Origin of the sequence: Cellulosimicrobium sp. SJTW-1, from assembly GCF_047716875.1 — a bacterium.
GTDB classification, from domain to species: Bacteria; Actinomycetota; Actinomycetes; order Actinomycetales; family Cellulomonadaceae; genus Cellulosimicrobium; species Cellulosimicrobium funkei.
Window position 1 is genome coordinate 3,013,080 of record NZ_CP136680.1, and the last position, 16,194, is coordinate 3,029,273.

General features: G+C 75.8%; 17 protein-coding genes. 8 read left to right on the forward strand and 9 right to left on the reverse strand.

Annotation, left to right across the window (positions count from 1 at the left end):
• Nucleotides 1-46 precede the first annotated feature (46 nt).
• Together RSE42_RS13625 and RSE42_RS13630 are read right to left on the reverse strand one after the other, a co-directional pair.
• A complete protein-coding gene (locus tag RSE42_RS13625; protein ID WP_076405974.1) occupies nucleotides 47-646 on the reverse strand; it encodes a PadR family transcriptional regulator in 600 nt (199 codons plus the stop codon).
• On the reverse strand, nucleotides 646-1,575 hold the full coding sequence (locus RSE42_RS13630) for a DUF4097 family beta strand repeat-containing protein (protein ID WP_395413137.1): 930 nt from the start codon (nucleotides 1,573-1,575) through the stop codon (nucleotides 646-648). Before RSE42_RS13630 ends, RSE42_RS13625 begins: the two co-directional genes overlap by 1 nt.
• Before the next feature lie 232 nt (nucleotides 1,576-1,807).
• Here RSE42_RS13630 and RSE42_RS13635 point away from each other — a divergent pair, with 232 nt between their 5' ends.
• Nucleotides 1,808-1,882 (forward strand): 50S ribosomal protein bL37, encoded by a 75-nt coding sequence (locus RSE42_RS13635; protein WP_099052597.1) that lies wholly within the window; start codon nucleotides 1,808-1,810, stop codon nucleotides 1,880-1,882.
• A gap of 109 nt (nucleotides 1,883-1,991) precedes the next feature.
• Here the strand turns inward: RSE42_RS13635 and rsrA are convergent, their stop codons facing one another.
• Together rsrA and RSE42_RS13645 are read right to left on the reverse strand one after the other, a co-directional pair.
• Complete coding sequence (gene rsrA, locus RSE42_RS13640; RefSeq protein WP_021483111.1) at nucleotides 1,992-2,327, reverse strand: mycothiol system anti-sigma-R factor; 336 nt, start codon at nucleotides 2,325-2,327, stop codon at nucleotides 1,992-1,994.
• Nucleotides 2,324-3,055 (reverse strand): sigma-70 family RNA polymerase sigma factor, encoded by a 732-nt coding sequence (locus tag RSE42_RS13645; RefSeq protein ID WP_354807208.1) that lies wholly within the window; start codon nucleotides 3,053-3,055, stop codon nucleotides 2,324-2,326. Before RSE42_RS13645 ends, rsrA begins: the two co-directional genes overlap by 4 nt.
• A gap of 304 nt (nucleotides 3,056-3,359) precedes the next feature.
• On the opposite strand from RSE42_RS13645, the gene RSE42_RS13650 reads away from it, so the two are divergent.
• The 4 genes from RSE42_RS13650 (at nucleotide 3,360) to hisN (ending at nucleotide 7,338) form a co-directional block, all read left to right on the forward strand.
• Nucleotides 3,360-3,986, forward strand: coding sequence for a DoxX family membrane protein (locus RSE42_RS13650; protein WP_009862310.1), 627 nt, complete (start codon nucleotides 3,360-3,362; stop codon nucleotides 3,984-3,986).
• Nucleotides 3,987-4,068: 82 nt separating this feature from the next.
• Complete coding sequence (aroA, locus tag RSE42_RS13655) at nucleotides 4,069-5,418, forward strand: 3-phosphoshikimate 1-carboxyvinyltransferase (protein ID WP_043655878.1); 1,350 nt, start codon at nucleotides 4,069-4,071, stop codon at nucleotides 5,416-5,418.
• Complete coding sequence (gene rsgA / locus RSE42_RS13660; protein ID WP_034655119.1) at nucleotides 5,418-6,485, forward strand: ribosome small subunit-dependent GTPase A; 1,068 nt, start codon at nucleotides 5,418-5,420, stop codon at nucleotides 6,483-6,485. Before aroA ends, rsgA begins: the two co-directional genes overlap by 1 nt.
• Nucleotides 6,486-6,543: 58 nt before the next feature.
• Nucleotides 6,544-7,338, forward strand: a complete 795-nt coding sequence (gene hisN, locus RSE42_RS13665) for a histidinol-phosphatase (protein ID WP_021482063.1) — start codon at nucleotides 6,544-6,546, stop codon at nucleotides 7,336-7,338.
• A gap of 58 nt (nucleotides 7,339-7,396) precedes the next feature.
• Here the strand turns inward: hisN and RSE42_RS13670 are convergent, their stop codons facing one another.
• The 3 genes from RSE42_RS13670 to RSE42_RS13680 are packed head-to-tail and all read right to left on the reverse strand — an operon-like array spanning nucleotide 7,397 to nucleotide 10,006.
• Nucleotides 7,397-7,927, reverse strand: a complete 531-nt coding sequence (locus RSE42_RS13670; protein ID WP_085387541.1) for a DUF6912 family protein — start codon at nucleotides 7,925-7,927, stop codon at nucleotides 7,397-7,399.
• 4 nt (nucleotides 7,928-7,931) lie between these two features.
• Nucleotides 7,932-9,308 (reverse strand): AAA family ATPase, encoded by a 1,377-nt coding sequence (locus RSE42_RS13675; RefSeq protein ID WP_085387540.1) that lies wholly within the window; start codon nucleotides 9,306-9,308, stop codon nucleotides 7,932-7,934.
• Nucleotides 9,305-10,006, reverse strand: coding sequence for a hypothetical protein (locus tag RSE42_RS13680; protein ID WP_085387539.1), 702 nt, complete (start codon nucleotides 10,004-10,006; stop codon nucleotides 9,305-9,307). The genes RSE42_RS13675 and RSE42_RS13680 overlap by 4 nt, the downstream gene beginning before the upstream one ends.
• A gap of 125 nt (nucleotides 10,007-10,131) precedes the next feature.
• Here RSE42_RS13680 and RSE42_RS13685 point away from each other — a divergent pair, with 125 nt between their 5' ends.
• Nucleotides 10,132-10,347, forward strand: coding sequence for a helix-turn-helix domain-containing protein (locus RSE42_RS13685; RefSeq protein WP_061269161.1), 216 nt, complete (start codon nucleotides 10,132-10,134; stop codon nucleotides 10,345-10,347).
• Nucleotides 10,348-10,439: 92 nt separating this feature from the next.
• On the opposite strand, the gene RSE42_RS13690 is transcribed toward RSE42_RS13685, so the two are convergent.
• Entirely contained in the window at nucleotides 10,440-10,979 is a 540-nt protein-coding gene (locus RSE42_RS13690) for a hypothetical protein (RefSeq protein WP_415296622.1), read from the reverse strand.
• A 167-nt stretch (nucleotides 10,980-11,146) separates the two neighbouring features.
• On the opposite strand from RSE42_RS13690, the gene RSE42_RS13695 reads away from it, so the two are divergent.
• Together RSE42_RS13695 and RSE42_RS13700 are read left to right on the forward strand one after the other, a co-directional pair.
• The gene (locus tag RSE42_RS13695; protein ID WP_415296624.1) at nucleotides 11,147-12,355 is read left to right on the forward strand and encodes a hypothetical protein; all 1,209 of its coding nucleotides are present in this window, start codon (nucleotides 11,147-11,149) and stop codon (nucleotides 12,353-12,355) included.
• Between the two features lie 28 nt (nucleotides 12,356-12,383).
• Entirely contained in the window at nucleotides 12,384-12,974 is a 591-nt protein-coding gene (locus RSE42_RS13700) for an Rv3235 family protein (protein ID WP_415296626.1), read from the forward strand.
• 139 nt (nucleotides 12,975-13,113) lie between these two features.
• On the opposite strand, the gene secA is transcribed toward RSE42_RS13700, so the two are convergent.
• Entirely contained in the window at nucleotides 13,114-16,179 is a 3,066-nt protein-coding gene (secA, locus tag RSE42_RS13705; protein WP_085387536.1) for a preprotein translocase subunit SecA, read from the reverse strand.
• Between the last annotated feature and the right edge of the window lie 15 nt (nucleotides 16,180-16,194).

A 16,194-nucleotide genomic window follows, 5' to 3' on the forward strand; every position in this document is an offset into this window, starting at 1 on the left:
TTCTCCTCGTTCGGTTCTCTGGTGCGTGGTCGGTGGTCTCGGGACGTCAGGGCAGGGTGGACCGCACGGCGCGGCGCGCGCTGTCGAGCACGGTGCGCAGCGTGTCGACCGTCAGCTCGGGCACGCCGCCGGTCGCGTCCGCCCGGCGCAGGTCCGCGCGGAGCTCGTCGCGGAAGCGCTGCAGCACGGCCTCCGCCTCGGCACGGCGCGCGGTCGACTCGCGACGCCGGGTGTCGTGCTCGCCGTCGCGCGGGCGGGCGCGCGCCGTCTGGGCGGCGGCGGCGAGCTCGGCGCGCAGGCCCCGCAGCGAGCCCTGCACGTCGGCGCGCAGCGCCTCGGCGCGCTGGCGCACCGTCTCGGCGATGCCGTGCTCGAGCGCCGCGACGTCCGCGCGCCGCGCCTCGATCTCGGCGCGCCCCGCGGGGGTCAGCTCGTACGTCGTCTTGCGCCCGTCGGCGCTGCGGTGGACCAGGCCCTCGTCCTCGAGCCGCGCGAGGCGCGGGTAGATCGTCCCGGCGCTCGGGCGGTAGGTGCCCCCGAACCGCTCGGAGAGCTCGGTGATGAGCTCGTACCCGTGCTTGGGCCCGGACGCGAGGAGCGCGAGCAGGTAGAGCCGGAGCTGGCCGTGGGCGAAGACGGTGGCCATCAGCGGTCCACCGGGCCGCTCGCGGGAGCCGGTCGCCCGGCGGGAGCACCGGGGCTGCCCCACGCCGGGGCGTCCGGGGCCGCGTCCTGCACCGGGGGCGCGTCGGCCGGGGCGGACGACGTCCCGGCCGTCCCCCGCAGCACGGTGACGTCGCCCGAGACGGCCGAGACGCGGACGGGCGCGCCCGCGCCGAGCCGCGCCGCGCGGTGGAAGGAGCGCGCGGACCCGCGCTGCTCCTCCCCGTCGACGACGAGCCGGCCGCTGAGGCAGCGCACGGCGTAGTCCATCGCGTCCGGGTCGGGCAGGCGCACGAGCACGTCGGCGGAGACGGCGCTCACCGTGATCTCGTCCGGCGTCGTGCGCGTGTCCACGGTCACGGAGCCGGAGACCGAGTCGAGCCGCAGCGAGCGCAGGGCACCCGTCGCGGTGAGGCCGCCGGAGACGGACTCCATCCGGACCGGGCCGTCGTGCTCGCTCGCGGCGACCTCGCCGGAGACGGTGTCGACGCGCAGCGGGCCGCGCGTCCGGCTCGTCATGACGGCGCCGGACACGGTCGCGAGCCGCACGCCCTCGCGGGCGCCCGCGACGAGCGCCTCGCCCTGCACGGTCGCGACCTCGACCTGCGCGCCCGCCGGGACGGCGACGTGGACCTCCGCGGCGTCCTTGCCGGTGTACGTGCGGAAGCGCTCGAGGAAGCCCTTCCAGCCCGCCTCGAACGGGCCGTAGCCCACCCGGAGCGTCGTCCCGTCGAGCCGCACCTCGAGCGCGCGCCCGCTCACCGAGTGCACCTCGACGCGCGCGTCGGTCCGTGCCGGGTCCTCGTGCGCGACGACGTCGATGCGCCCGCCGATCATCGTCGCGTCGAGCCGGCGCACGAGCGCGAGGTCGATGGCCTGCGGACCGGTGAGGGTCCAGAGCTCCTGCGTCATCCCGCGCTCCGTCCTGGTCGCCGCGCGCGCCGGGTCGACCAGGACGGCCGGGCAGGCGCTCGCGATATATCTCGTTCCGCCAGACACGATATATCGCGTGCTCGACCGTGACAAGGGGTCGCGTGTGGGACCATGGGAGACGGACTGGACACGCCGAGACCGGTCGTTCCACGTCGACACCCGTCGAGAACCGCCGAGACCGGCAGCACTCCCCGACCGTCAGGAGAACACCATGAGCAAGCGCGGACGCAAGCGTCGCAGCCGCAAGGGCAACGCCGCGAACCACGGCAAGCGCCCCAACGCCTGAGACGGCGCAGCCCCCGCGAGCGGGAGCACGGAAGAGGGCCCGGACCGACGTCGTCGGTCCGGGCCCTCTCTCGTGCGCGCAGGCCCTCGGGGCTGGCCCCGGGCTCGGGTCAGCGCGTCTCGACGACCGTCGTCGTCGTGACCATCACGGTGAGCTGCGTGTGGATGCGCTCCCGCAGCCCCGCCGGCGCCTTCTCGTGGCACGAGCGGCGCACGAGCTGCTTGACGAGCTCCTCGACGCTCAGCTCGGCCAGGCACGGCGAGCAGTGCGCGACGTGCTGGCGCATGCGCAGCTCGTCGTCGGGCGTCATCTCGGAGTCCAGGTACTCGTACAGGTGCGTGAGCGCGTGCTCGCACTCGGACTCGCCCGCGGTCGAGTGCGGGATCGGGGTCACCGGCTCCTCGACCGGACCCCGTCCGGGCTCACGGGTCTCTGACGTGCTCACGACTCACCTCCGGGGCTCTTCGCGCCCACCAGTCCTCGCCTCGCGGCGTAGTCGGCCAGCAGCTCGCGCAGCTGGCGCCTGCCTCGGTGCAGGCGGGACATGACCGTGCCGATCGGTGTCCCCATGATCTCCGCGATCTCCTTGTACGGGAAGCCCTCGACGTCGGCGTAGTACACGACCATGCGCCGGTCCTCGGGGAGCTCCTGGAGCGCGCGCTTGACGTCCGAGTCCGGCAGGCGGTCGAGCGCCTCCGCCTCGGCCGAGCGCAGGCCCTGCGACGTGTGCGACGCCGCGCGCGCGATCTGCCAGTCCTCGACGTCGTCCGTCTGCGCCTGCTGCGGCTCGCGCTGCTTCTTGCGGTACGTGTTGATGAACGTGTTCGTGAGGATCCGGTACAGCCACGCCTTGAGGTTCGTGCCCGGGCGGTACTGGTGGAACGCCGCGAACGCCTTCGCGAACGTCTCCTGCACCAGGTCCTCGGCGTCCGAGGGGTTGCGCGTCATCCGCAGCGCGGCGGAGTACAGCTGGTCGAGGTACTGCAGGGCGTCCCGCTCGAACCGGGCGGCGCGCGCGGCGTCGCTCTCGGCCTCCGGGGCGCGGTTCGTGTCCTCGGCGTCCGTCGCGTCGGCGGGCGGCATCGTGCCGGCGGGCGCACCGTCGTCCGGCGTCGTTCCCGACGTCGTCGCAGGGCTGCCGGAGACGTCGCTGCCGGAGATTCGCTCTGTCATCAACAACGAGCCTAGTCCCCCGTTCGTCTGGGTGTTCGATGAGGCGTCCCGCGCACGGCTCGGCACCGACCACGCGGCGGCGAACGCGGCGTCCGGCGCCGGGGTCGTCGACGCGACCCGGGCGGCGGGTGCGGGAGTCTGGAGCAGGGCGGTCACGAGGGGTGCAACCCGCGAGCGCCCCCAGGCATTCCCGGCCCGGGCACCGCCGCGGGTGGCGCCGTCCCGGGGGGCGCGGCAGGCTGGGACCCACCGGAGGACGCCCGCCCAGGGCACCGGCGAGTCACCAGCGATGAGGAGAGAACCGATGCTGCTGCGTCACCTCGCGAGGCCCATGCTGGCCTCGTGGTTCGTCTACGACGGGGTCCAGGCCGCGCTCAAGCCGGCGGAGCACGTGCGGGCCGCGCGCGCGGGCGTCGAGCTCGTCGAGAAGCGCGTCGGCATCGAGGCCCCGCTCAGCGAGCGGCAGGTGACGACGCTCGTCCGCGCCCACGGCGCGGCGACGGCGGTCGCGGGCCTATGCCTCGCCGTCGGCAAGGCGCCCCGGACCGCCGCGCTCGCACTCGCCGCGCTCACGGTCCCGCTCGCCGTCGTCAACCAGCCGTTCACGGGCGGCGAGGCCACGCGCACCGAGCGGACGCGGAAGTTCGTCGCGAACGTCGGCGCGATCGGGGCCGCGCTCATCGCGGGCGCCGACTACGAGGGCCGCCCGGGCGTCCAGTGGCGTCTCGAGCGGGCGCGGCACGACCTCGCGCTCGCCAAGCAGGCGAAGCAGGAGGCCGTCGTCGCGGGGGCGAAGAGCACCGCGAAGGACGTGTCGCGCTCGGCTCGCCGCGCCGCGAAGGCCGCCCAGGACGCCGCGCAGCACGCCGCGAGCAGCACCGCGGGCGCCGTGCACGACGCCGGGGCCGCCGTCCGCGCCAAGGTCGCCTGACGCGTCGCACCGCACGGCCGCGCCCGTCCGCCCGGCGGGACCGGCCGCCGTCGGGCCACGACGCTCCACTAGCCTGGACGCCATGACGACGCAGCCCTCCGCGCCCACCGACGCACCGTCCCCCGCCCCGGCCGACGCCTGGGTCGCGCCCACGGCGCGCGGGCCGCTCGACGCGACGGTCGAGGTCCCGGGGTCGAAGTCGCTGACGAACCGGCTGCTCGTGCTCGCGGCGCTCGCCGACGGCCCCGGGACGCTGCGCGGCGCGCTGCGGAGCCGCGACGCCGACCTCATGATCGCCGCGCTGCGCGCGCTGGGCGTCGGGATCGAGGAGGGCGCGTCGCCGACCGAGCTGCACGTCACGCCCGGCGCCCTGCGCGGACCGGTCGACGTCGACTGCGGCCTCGCCGGGACGGTCATGCGCTTCCTCCCGCCGGTCGCGGCGCTGGCGGACGGCGCGGTGCGGTTCGACGGCGACGAGGGCGCGCGGGTGCGGCCCATGGGCCCGGTGGTGGCGGCCCTCAGCGCGCTGGACGTCCCGGTTGCGGGCGACGACGGCGGCAGCCTGCCTACGACGCTCCCGTTCACCGTGCGCGGGCGCGGCCGGGTCCGGGGCGGGTCCGTCGACATCGACGCGTCGGCGTCGAGCCAGTTCGTCTCCGGGCTGCTCCTCGCGGCGGCGCGCTACGACCAGGGCCTCACGGTCCGGCACGTCGGGCACACGCTGCCGAGCATGCCGCACATCGAGATGACGGTGGAGGTCCTGCGGGAGGTCGGGGTCGTCGTCGACGACTCGCGCCCGGCGATCTGGCGCGTCGAGCCGGGGGCGATCGCGGCGCGCGACGTGCAGGTCGAGCCCGACCTGTCGAACGCCGCGCCGTTCCTCGCGGCCGCGCTCGTCGCCGGGGGCACCGTGCGCGTCACGGGCTGGCCGACGGCGACCACGCAGCCCGGCGCGATGGTCCCCGAGCTGCTCGAGACCATGGGCGCCACGTCGTCCCTCGACGGCGACGTGCTCACCGTGACGGGCACGGGCGAGGTGCGCGGCGTCGACGTGGACCTCCACGCCGCCGGCGAGCTCGCCCCCACGATCGCCGCGCTCGCGGCCCTCGCCGACGGGCCCAGCCGCCTGCGCGGCATCGCGCACCTGCGCGGGCACGAGACCGACCGCCTGGCCGCGCTCGCAGCCGAGATCACGCGGCTCGGCGGGCAGGCCGAGGAGACGCGCGACGGGCTCGTCATCACGCCGCGCCCCCTGCACGGCGCCGTCTTCCGCACCTACCACGACCACCGCATGGCGACCTCGGCCGCCGTGATCGGGCTGCGCGTGCCGGGCGTCGGCGTCGAGAACGTCGCGACGACGGCCAAGACGCTCCCCGGCTTCGCGGGCATGTGGGAGCGGATGCTCGGCGGCTCGGGGGCGGCGGCCCGCTGATGGCCCGCGTCCCGGACGAGTCCGACTTCCGCTCGCGCCCCGGCAAGCGCGGCAGCCGCCCGCGCACCAAGCAGCGCCCCGAGCACGCGGACGCGGTGACCGGGTTCGTCACGGGCGTGGACCGGGGGCGGTACACGCTGCTCGTGGGCGGGACCGACGACGGGACGGTCGTCGGCGCCGAGGACGAGCGCACCGTCCTCGCCATGAAGGCGCGCGAGCTCGGGCGCACGCGGATCGTGTGCGGGGACCGCGTCGACCTCGTCGGCGACGTCACCGGGGACGACGGCTCGCTCGCGCGCATCGTCCGCATCCAGGAGCGGTCGTCGGTGCTGCGCCGCACCGCCGACGACACCGACCCGTACGAGCGCGTCATCGTCGCGAACGCGGACCAGCTCGTGGTCGTCACCGCCCTCGCCGAGCCCGAGCCGCGCACGCGCATGATCGACCGGTGCGTCGTCGCCGCGTACGACGCCGGCATGGACGTCCTGCTGTGCCTCACCAAGGCGGACCTCGCCGACCCGGCGCCGCTGCGCGCGCTGTACGAGCCGCTCGGCGTCTCCGTCGTCGTCACGCGGCGCGCGCCCGACGGCCTCGCGCCCGACGGCTGGGCCATCGAGCCGCTCGACGCCGTCCGCGAGGCGCTGGCCGGGCGCACGTCGGTGTTCGTCGGGCACTCGGGCGTGGGGAAGTCGACGCTCGTCAACGCGCTCGTGCCCGACGCCCGGCGCGCGACGGGGCACGTCAACGACGTCACGGGGCGCGGCCGGCACACGTCGACGTCGGCGGTCGCGCTGCGCCTGCCGGGCGGCGGGTGGGTCATCGACACCCCGGGCGTGCGGTCGTTCGGGCTCGCGCACGTGCAGGTCGACCACCTGCTGCGCGCGTTCGAGGACCTCGACGCCGTCGCCGCCGCATGCCCGCGCGGGTGCACCCACCTCGACGACGCCCCGGACTGCGCGCTCGACGACTGGGTGGCGGACTCCCCGGACGACGCCACCCGCGACGCCCGCGCGGCGCGGCTCGAGTCGTTCCGGCGCGTGCTCGCCTCGCGCACCGGCGCCGCCTGAGCCCGCACCCCGCGCGGCGCCTCCCCCGGCCCGTGCGCGCACCGCTACGGTGTGAGCCATGACGCCCCCCTCGACGCGCGGCTACGACGACGACCTGCGCCTCGCCCACGTGATCGCCGACCAGGTCGACGCCCACACCCTGTCGCGCTTCAAGGCGCTCGACCTGCACGTCGAGTCCAAGCCCGACTCGACGCCCGTGAGCGACGCCGACCGGACCGCCGAGGAGATCATCCGCGGCCAGCTCGGCCGGGCCCGCGGCCGCGACGCGATCGTGGGCGAGGAGTACGGCGAGACGGGCCACGGCGCCCGGCGCTGGATCGTCGACCCGATCGACGGGACGAAGAACTTCGTGCGCGGCGTCCCCGTGTGGGCCACGCTCATCGCGCTCGCCGACGGCGACGAGGTCGTCGTCGGGCTGGTGTCCGCGCCCGCGCTCGGCCGGCGCTGGTGGGCCTCGAAGGGCACCGGCGCGTGGACGGGCAAGTCGCTCGCCGCCGCGTCGCGCCTGCACGTCTCGGGCGTCTCGTCGTGGTCCGACGCGTCGCTCGCCTACGCGTCGCTCGACGGCTGGGAGGAGCGTGGGAAGCTCGAGCCGTTCCTCGACCTCATGCGCGGCGCGTGGCGCACGCGCGGCTACGGCGACTTCTGGTCGTACATGCTCGTCGCCGAGGGCGCGGTCGACGCGGCCGCCGAGCCCGAGCTCGAGCTCTACGACATGGCCGCGCTCGTGCCGATCGTCACCGAGGCGGGCGGGCGGTTCACGTCGCTCGACGGCGCCGACGGCCCGTGGGGCGGGAACGCCGTCGCGACGAACGGCCTGCTGCACGACGAGGTGCTGGGCCGCCTGGGCTGACGGGGCCCGTCACCCCTGCGGCGTCCCAGGTTCGGTCCGCCCCGGGTTCGTCCCGGTCTCAGCCGCGCGGCACGTCCTTGAGCTCGGACCAGTCGTACCAGAGCAGGTCGCGCTCGCCCACGCGCTCGATGGCCGCGTCGAGCGCCGCGTCCGCGTCGGGACCGTCGTCGTCCGCCGCGGTGAGCACGGCCTCGACGTCCGCGACCGCCTCCGGCTCGTCGACGTGCACGCACACGATCGCGACGTCGGGCACCGTGCGCAGCACCTCGACGGCGCTCGGGGCGGGCGCGTCCTCGTCGTCGGAGTCCTCGGCCCCCACGACCTGGACCGCGCCGTCGGGCACCTCGAGCGTGACGACGAGCCGCTGCCGCGGCGCGTCCGGGCGCGACGCGACGAGCGCGAGCGAGTCGTCCGCCGCCTCGAGCGCCGCCGCGTACTCGAGACCCTCCTCGTCCTCGTCGGGCAGCGCACGCGTCAGCGCGGCGGTCACGGCGTGGGCGCCGCGCGGGGCGACGGTCCAGCGGGCGGCGTCGGCGGTCACGGTGACGGCGTCGAGCTCGTCGAGCGTCGCGGGGAGATAGATGCGCATGGGTTCAGTGTGCCGCCTCGAGCACCGGTCCGGGCGCCGCACCACGCCCGGACGGGGCGGCCTCCCGCACTGCCTCCGCGAGCCGGGCCAGCGCGCGCCGGGCAGGGCTCGCCGGGGCGGTCTCGCCGAGCGTCCTCCCCTCCCGGAGCGCCACGTCGACGGCGGTGTCCTCCGGGACGACGTGCAGGTCCTCGACGCCGGCGTACCGCGCCATCGCGTCGCGCACCGCGCGCTCGGGCCGTGGCCCGACGACGCTCGCCCGCACCCGGTTCACGACGACGACGCGGGCCGCGGCGGCCGCCGCCCCGGACTCTCCCAGCTCGTCGAGCGCGCGGACGAGGCGCTGGAGCCCGACCGGGTCCCCGCCGCCCACGACCACGACCACGTCCGCGGCGCCCAGCGCGCTGAGCGTCGCGTCGTGGCGCTGCGGGGCGCGGGTGTCGTAGCTGAGCAGCTCGTCCTGCTCGATGCCGAAGCCGCAGTCGACGACGGTCCAGTCCCCGACCGACCGCGCCACCTGCCACACCGCGTCGAGCGACGGGCCCGGCAGCTCGGGCCAGCGCGCCGCCCGGGCGAGGCCCGTGAGGACGCGGACGCGGGGCACGAGCACCGGGGCCAGCGCGCGGAGGCCCGCGGCGTCGAGCACACCCTGACCGGCGCTGCGGGCCGCGGCGGCGAGCCCCGGGGACTCGTCGAGCAGCCCGAGGCGCTGCGCGACCGTCCCGCCGTACGTGTCCGCGTCGACGAGCAGCACCTCGGCCGGAGGCCCGACGGCGGCCGTGGCAGCCGCGTCGACCTCGTGCGCCCGGCGTGCGGCGCGGTGCCGCCGGGGCCGCCCCGCGGGTGCCGGGCCCGCGAGCTCGACCGCGAGGTTCGTCGCGACGGTCGTGCGGCCCGGCGCCCCGGTCGGGCCCCAGACGGCGACGGTCCGGCCGTCGCGCCGGTCGCCCTCGCCGTCGGCCGGCACGGGCGCCAGGACGCGGGCGGGCGCGCCGGGCGGGCCCGCGTGCGCGGTGCGGGCCGGCACGACCGCCCGGACGGCGTCGCACAGGGTGCCCGGGGACCGGTCCACGTCCACCACGGTGTCCACCCCGTGGGCCCGCAGCCGGTCCTCCTCCCACGTGCCCCCGGGGGCGAGCGCGACGACCCGGACGTCGTGCGCGTGCAGGTCGGCCACGGCCTGCCGGTCCAGCGCCGGGAGGTCGTGCGAGACGACGGCGACCCGCCCGGCCCCCGCGGCCGCCGCGGCGAGCAGCTCGACGACGTCCGCGCAGCGCCGCGTCACCCGCAGCCCCGACGCGTCGAGCGTCGTGACGACCTCCGCCTCGCGCGCCCCGCGGACCGCGCACAGGACCGTCGTGACCGTGGTCGCGCCGCTCACCCCGCACCGCCGACCGGGACCAGCGCGAGGGTGCCCTCCCCCGCGACGGCGGCGAGCACGGCGGGGAGGTCGTCGACCTCGACGAGCAGGTGCACCGTCGTCGGCCCGCCGACCACGAGCGTGCCCTCGCCCTCGTCGACCTGGGCGACCGTGACGCCGCCGACGAGCATCTCCGGCACGGCGCCCGATCCGTCCGGGGCGTCCTGCGCAGCGTCCGGGGACGGTGCGGCGGCGGCCTCCGGGACGTGCCAGAGGTCGACGTCGGCGCCGGGCACGATCCGCTCCGAGAGGCCCGAGGTGACCGGCACCGCGACCGCCCGCACCGCGAGGTCGGTGGCGGCGCCGAGCGCCGTCGCGGGGACGAGCTCGCCCGCGGCCACCGTCCGCAGGACGACCGCCTCGTCCGGGAGCCCGTCCTCGACGAGCAGGTAGCGGTCGGTCTGCGCGCCCAGCCGCACCTCGACCGTGCGCAGCTCGGCCGCACCGACGGTGGTGCCGGGCGTCAGCGGCGTCCCGGCCGCGTACACCGCGACCGTCCGGCTCGCGCTGCTCACGGCCCAGGACCCCAGCGCGACCGACAGCGCCACCACGACGACCCCCACGAGCAGCCGCGGGTCCTTCCAGCCCGGCCGCCGCAGCCGCGCGGCGGGCGGGGGCGTCGCGGCCCCCGGGACGGGTCGTTCCACGGTCGTCGTCATCCATCTCCCCCTCGGTGGTCGGCACGTCGCACGTGCCGCGGCTTCATGATTCCCGGTCGGCGGGGCGCGTGGCAGGGCCTGTGGACGAGCACCTCGACGGGGCGTGCGCGTGCCAGACTGACGCCATGCCCCAGCGGTTCCTCACCCTCGCCGACGTCACGGACGAGCTCAACATCTCGGCGGCGCAGGCGTACGCGCTCGTCCGGTCGGGAGAGCTGCCCGCGATCCAGGTGGGCGGACGCGGCCAGTGGCGGGTCGAGGTGAGCGAGCTCGAGGCGTACATCCAGCGCATGTACGCGCAGACGCGCCAGCGCATCGAGGCGGGCGACTTCGACGGCTGACGGCGCGCCGTCGCGCCTCCGCCGCCCCGTGCCGCGTCCCCACGCCGTCGTGCGACGGCGTCCCTGCTCCCCCGGCTCCCCCTGCCGCGCGCTCACCTCGGCACGTACCCCGCCTCCGCCTCGCTGACGCACACGACGGCCGACCAGGGCACGACCCGCGCGCCGTGCGCGCTGCCGGGCGACGGCTCGAGGTCGAGATGGTCCTTCCCCACCCGGGCGACCCACCCGGAGTAGGACCCGGCGGCCGTCCGCACCTGGACCGGTCTCCGGTCCCGCTGGAGCGCACGCAGCGCGTGCCCGAGGCCGAGCGTCGCCGACCGGGACGAGCGCGGCGGGTCGGCGTGCCGCCCGAGACCTCGCACCGCGACCACGGCGTCCAGCGGGACGAGGTGCTGCCGGCGGCCGTCGACGACCAGCGCCCACTCCTGCGCGACCTCCCGCACCTCGCCGGTCACCGCCGACGCGTCGCGGAGCTCGAGCGTCACGGGCCCCGGCGCGGCGCGCAGCCGCTCGGTGAGGAGCACCGTCGCGTGCTCCGCCCGGGTCAGGTCGGCGACCGCGGCGACGCGGTCCTGCGACTCCGCCGCGGCGAGCTGCGCCGCGAGGTCGTCGAACAGGGCGTCCCATCGCATCGGCACACCGTAGCGGGGCGCCACCGCACCCGACCCTCCGTCGTCCACATCACGGGACGGGCCTGGACAGGCGTCGATCCTGCGCGCTTAGATCGACGTGTCGTCATCAAACGACACCAAACGACATCAAAAGCCGTCGAGTGCGCGACGGCAGGCAGGGGGCAACGATGGACCGGGGTACTGCTGCATCCCGACGAGCCGGGGGTCTGCTCGCCCTCCTTGCGCTCGTCCTCGTCCTGGGCGGCGCGACGACCGTCCTGTCGCTCCGGGCGCTGCACCTCGTCGCCGCGCTCCCGACGCACCGCGTCGAGCCCTGGGTGGAGCTCGGCGCGGTGTCGGTGGGCGCGCTGGCCGCCCTCTGGGTCGCGCTCAGTGCGCTCGTCGCGGTGGCCTGCGTGGCTGCCGAGGCCGCCGGGCGGTCCTGGACGACGGGAGAACGCCTCCTGCGCCGCGCGGCGCCGGCCGTCGTCCGGCACGCGGCGCGCGCCGCCGTCGGCGCCACCGTCGGCGCGGGCCTGCTCGTCGCCGGCGGGACGGCGCACGCGGCCACCCCGGCGGACGACCCGGGCGTCGTCGCCGTCGATCTCGGGTGGCGACCCAGCGGTGCCGTCGCCGGGGGCGAGGGCACGGCGTCAGGGAACGGCGCCTCGGAGAGCGCCGCTTCGACGTCCGGGACGACCCCCGGCGCCTCGTCCGCCGCGGTGGACGGCTCCACGACGGGTTCCGGCGGTCCGTCGAGCACCCGGGCGGACGCCGCGCCAGGCCAGCCCGCGCCGGTCACCTCGGTGCCGCCGTCGTCCCTGCCGCCGTCGTCCCTGCCGCCGTCGTCCCTGCCGCCGTCGTCCCTGCCGCCGTCGTCCCTGCCGCCGTCGTCCGTGCCGGCGCCTTCGGTGCCGCCCTCCGGGGTGCCGGGGGACGCCGGCACGTCGCAGGACCCCCACCGCTCGCACGGTGCCACCTCCGCGGCGACCGGCGCGACGCCGTCGACCAGCGCGGAGAGCGCTGGTGCGGGCGACGCCGCGAACTCCGGAGGGACGCACGCCGCCGGGGCGGGCGACCTCGGCCAGCGGGCAGAGGCTTCCGGCGCGGCGGGACCGACGGCCGCCGCAGAGGGGGCCTCGTCGGACGCCGCCCGCCAGCGCGACGCGGCGCTGGCCGTGACGCGAGATGTGCCAGGTCCGGAGGCCGCGCCGGAGGTGGTCGTCATCCGCGGCGACTCGCTGTGGTCGATCGCCGCCCGGCACCTGCCCGCGGGGTCCACCGACGGGCAGGTCGCAGAGGCGGTGGAGCGCTGGCACGCGACGAACGCCCACGTCGTGGGCGCGGACCCCGACCTCGTCCGGCCGGGCCAGGTCCTCGTCGCACCGTCCGCCTGACCACCGCCGACCTCGAAGGAGCCCCACCATGACCGCTCCCCTGCTGGCCGGCGCGCACGCCCCGGTCACCACCGTGACGCCCACGGCCGCACCGACGGCCCTGCCCTCGAGCGGGGCCACGGTCCGCCCGCTCCGCTCGACGAGCGTCCCGTCCGCCCCGCCGGCGCGGCTGCTCCGCTGCCTCGGCGACCCGACCGTCGCCACGGTCGACGTGACCGAGCCGACGGCGGCCCGCGTGCCGCAGCACGTCGTCCGGGGTCGTCCCCTCGGGCGCCCGACGACGCCTGTGCCCCTGCCGGACCCGACCGCGCTGTGCTGCGCCGTGGTCCGGGCTGCGGTCGAGGTCGTCCGGGGCGAGCGCACGGTGGGACAGCTCGCACGGTGGGTGTCGCCGGAGATCTACGAGGCGCTCGCCCGGCGCGCCCGGCTCGTGGCTGACGGCCCCGGCGAGAACCCGGCCCGCCCGGTCGCCGTCCGCCGCGCGCGGGTCCTGCGGATCGGCGACGGCGTCGCCGAGGGGACGGTCGTCGTCCAGGACGGAGACCGGGTCCGCGCCGCCGCGGCGCGGCTGGAGGCGCGCCGCGGAGCCTGGCGCGTGGTCGCGCTCGAGATCGGCTGAGCCCTTCCCGGACCGGGCACGACGACACCCTTCCCGGACCAGACGCCCTTCCCTGGCTGGGCACGACGACGGCGAGGCGCCCACCCGCAGGTGGACGCCTCGCCGTCGTCGTCAGGGCACCCGGCGGACGGGTGCCCGGTCAGGCCTCGTTCTGGCCGTGGCAGACCTTGTACTTCTTGCCGGAGCCGCACGGACACTGCGCGTTGCGGGGCGTGCCCGGGAAGGTCCGGCCGTCGCTCTCGACCGCCGTCGCCTCGCCGTGCAGCGCACGGCGCGAGCGTCGGCCCGCGTCGCCCGACACCACGGCCTGGCCCGTGCCGTCCTCGCTCGGGGCGGTGTACGACAGCGGGACCTGACGGTCGGGGCCGTCGAGGCCCTTCGCGATGAGCGTGCCGGGGCGGTCGCCACCAGGGCCCTCGGCCGCGGCACGCGCCGCCACCGGCTCCGGCGCGACCGGCGCGTCCTCGACGGGCGCGTCCTCCACGGAGGCGTCCTCGACCGGCTCGTCCGCGACGGGGGCGCCGTCGACGGGCGCGTCCTGCGTCGGAGCCGCGTCGCGCTGCGCCGCCGCCGCGAGACCGGCCGCCGCACCCGCCGACGCGGCACCCGCCGCGCCGCCGAGCGCCTGGCCCGCGGCCGACTGCGCGGCCTGCGCCGCACCCGCGACGGAGATCGCCGGCGCCTGGCCCGTGGCCGCGCCCGGCTCGGCGACCTTGACCTCGAGGTTGAAGAGGTACCCGACCGTCTCCTCCTTGATGGCCTCGGTCATCGCCTGGAAGAGCTGGAAGCCCTCGCGCTGGTACTCGACCAGCGGGTCGCGCTGCGCCATCGCGCGCAGCCCGATGCCCTCCTTGAGGTAGTCCATCTCGTAGAGGTGCTCGCGCCACTTGCGGTCGAGGACCGAGAGCGTCACGCGGCGCTCGAGCTGGCGCATGTTCGCCGCGCCGAGCTGCTCCTCGCGGTTCTGGTAGGCGATGCGGGCGTCCGAGAGGATCTCCTCGAGCAGCATCTCGCTCGTGAGGCGCGTCTCGCCGCCGGCCTGCTCCACGACCTCGTCCACCGTGATGGAGATGGGGAACACCGCCTTGAGCGCGGTCCACAGCCCCTCGAGGTCCCAGCTCTCCGGGTTGCCCTCGGCCGTGGCGCCCTCGACGTACGCGGTGACCACGTCGGTGAGGAAGTGCTGCACCTGCTCCTGCAGGTCCTCGCCCTCGAGCACGCGGCGGCGCTCGTCGTAGATGACGGTGCGCTGGCGCGACAGGACGTCGTCGTACTTGAGGACGTTCTTGCGGATCTCGAAGTTGCGGGACTCGACCTGACCCTGCGCGCTCGCGATGCCGCGCGTCACCATCTTCGACTCGAGCGGCACGTCGTCGGGGAACCCGGCGCGGTTCATCATCGACTCGGCGAGGGTCGAGTTGAACAGGCGCATGAGGTCGTCCTGCATGGACAGGTAGAACCGGGACTCGCCCGGGTCGCCCTGACGGCCGGAACGACCACGGAGCTGGTTGTCGATACGGCGCGACTCGTGCCGCTCCGTGCCGAGGACGTAGAGACCTCCGAGCTCGCGGACCTCGTCGTGCTCCGCGGCGACTGCGGCCTTCGCCTTCTCCAGGGCGTCGGGCCAGGCGGCCTCGTACTCCTCCGGGTTCTCCGCCGCGTCCAGGCCGCGCGCCGCGAGGTCCGCGACCGCCATGAACTCGGCGTTGCCGCCGAGCATGATGTCCGTACCGCGGCCGGCCATGTTCGTCGCGACCGTCACGGCGCCCTTGCGGCCCGCGAGCGCGACGATCGCCGCCTCGCGCTCGTGCTGCTTCGCGTTGAGGACCTCGTGCGGCACGCCCTGCTTCTTCAGCTTGGACGACAGGAGCTCCGACTTCTCGACGCTCGTCGTGCCGACGAGCACCGGCTGGCCCTGGGCGTGGCGCTCGACGATGTCCGCGACGACGGCGTCGAACTTGCCCTCCTCGTTCTTGTAGACGAGGTCGGGCTGGTCGACGCGCTGCATCGGGCGGTTCGTCGGGATCGGCACGACGCCGAGCTTGTAGGTGCCCTGGAACTCGGCCGCCTCGGTGTCGGCGGTACCGGTCATGCCCGCGAGCTTGGAGTACAGGCGGAAGTAGTTCTGGAGCGTGATCGTGGCGAGCGTCTGGTTCTCCGCCTTGATCTGCACGCCCTCCTTGGCCTCGATGGCCTGGTGCATGCCCTCGTTGTACCGGCGCCCGGGCAGGATGCGGCCCGTGTGCTCGTCGACGATCATGACCTCGCCGTTGAGCACGACGTAGTCCTTGTCGCGCTTGAAGAGCTCCTTCGCCTTGATGGCGTTGTTGAGGAACCCGATGAGCGGCGTGTTGAGCGACTCGTACAGGTTGTCGATGCCGAGGTAGTCCTCGACCTTCTCGATGCCGGGCTCGAGCACGCCGACCGTGCGCTTCTTCTCGTCGACCTCGTAGTCCGTCCCGGGGTTGAGACGGCGCACGACCTTGGCGAACTCGCCGAACCAGCGGTTCGTGTCGCCCGAGGCCGGGCCCGAGATGATGAGCGGGGTGCGCGCCTCGTCGATGAGGATCGAGTCGACCTCGTCGACGATCGCGAAGTTGTGGCCGCGCTGCACGAGGTCGTCCGTGGACCACGCCATGTTGTCGCGCAGGTAGTCGAAGCCGAACTCGTTGTTCGTCCCGTACGTGATGTCGGCGGCGTACTGCTCGCGCCGCTGCGCCGGCGTCTGGCCGGACAGGATGACGCCGGTCGACAGGCCCAGGAAGCGGTACACGCGGCCCATGAGCTCGGACTGGTACTTCGCCAGGTAGTCGTTCACCGTGACGACGTGGACGCCCTTGCCCTCGAGCGCGTTGAGGTACGCGGCCGTCGTCGCGACGAGGGTCTTGCCCTCACCGGTCTTCATCTCGGCGATGTTGCCGAGGTGCAGCGCCGCGCCGCCCATGAGCTGGACGTCGAAGTGCCGCTGGCCGAGCGTGCGTCGCGATGCCTCGCGCACCGCGGCGAACGCCTCGGGGAGCAGGTCGTCGAGGGTCTCGCCCGCCTCGAGGCGCGCCTTGAAGCGGTCGGTCTCCTCCCGCAGCTCCTCGTCGGTGAGATCCTCGAAGCCGGGCTCGAGCTTGTTCACCTGGTCGGCGATGCCGGACAGCTTCTTGAGGATCCGGCCCTCGCCGATGCGAAGGACCTTGTCGAGGATCGAAGGCACGCAGGACTCCCGTAT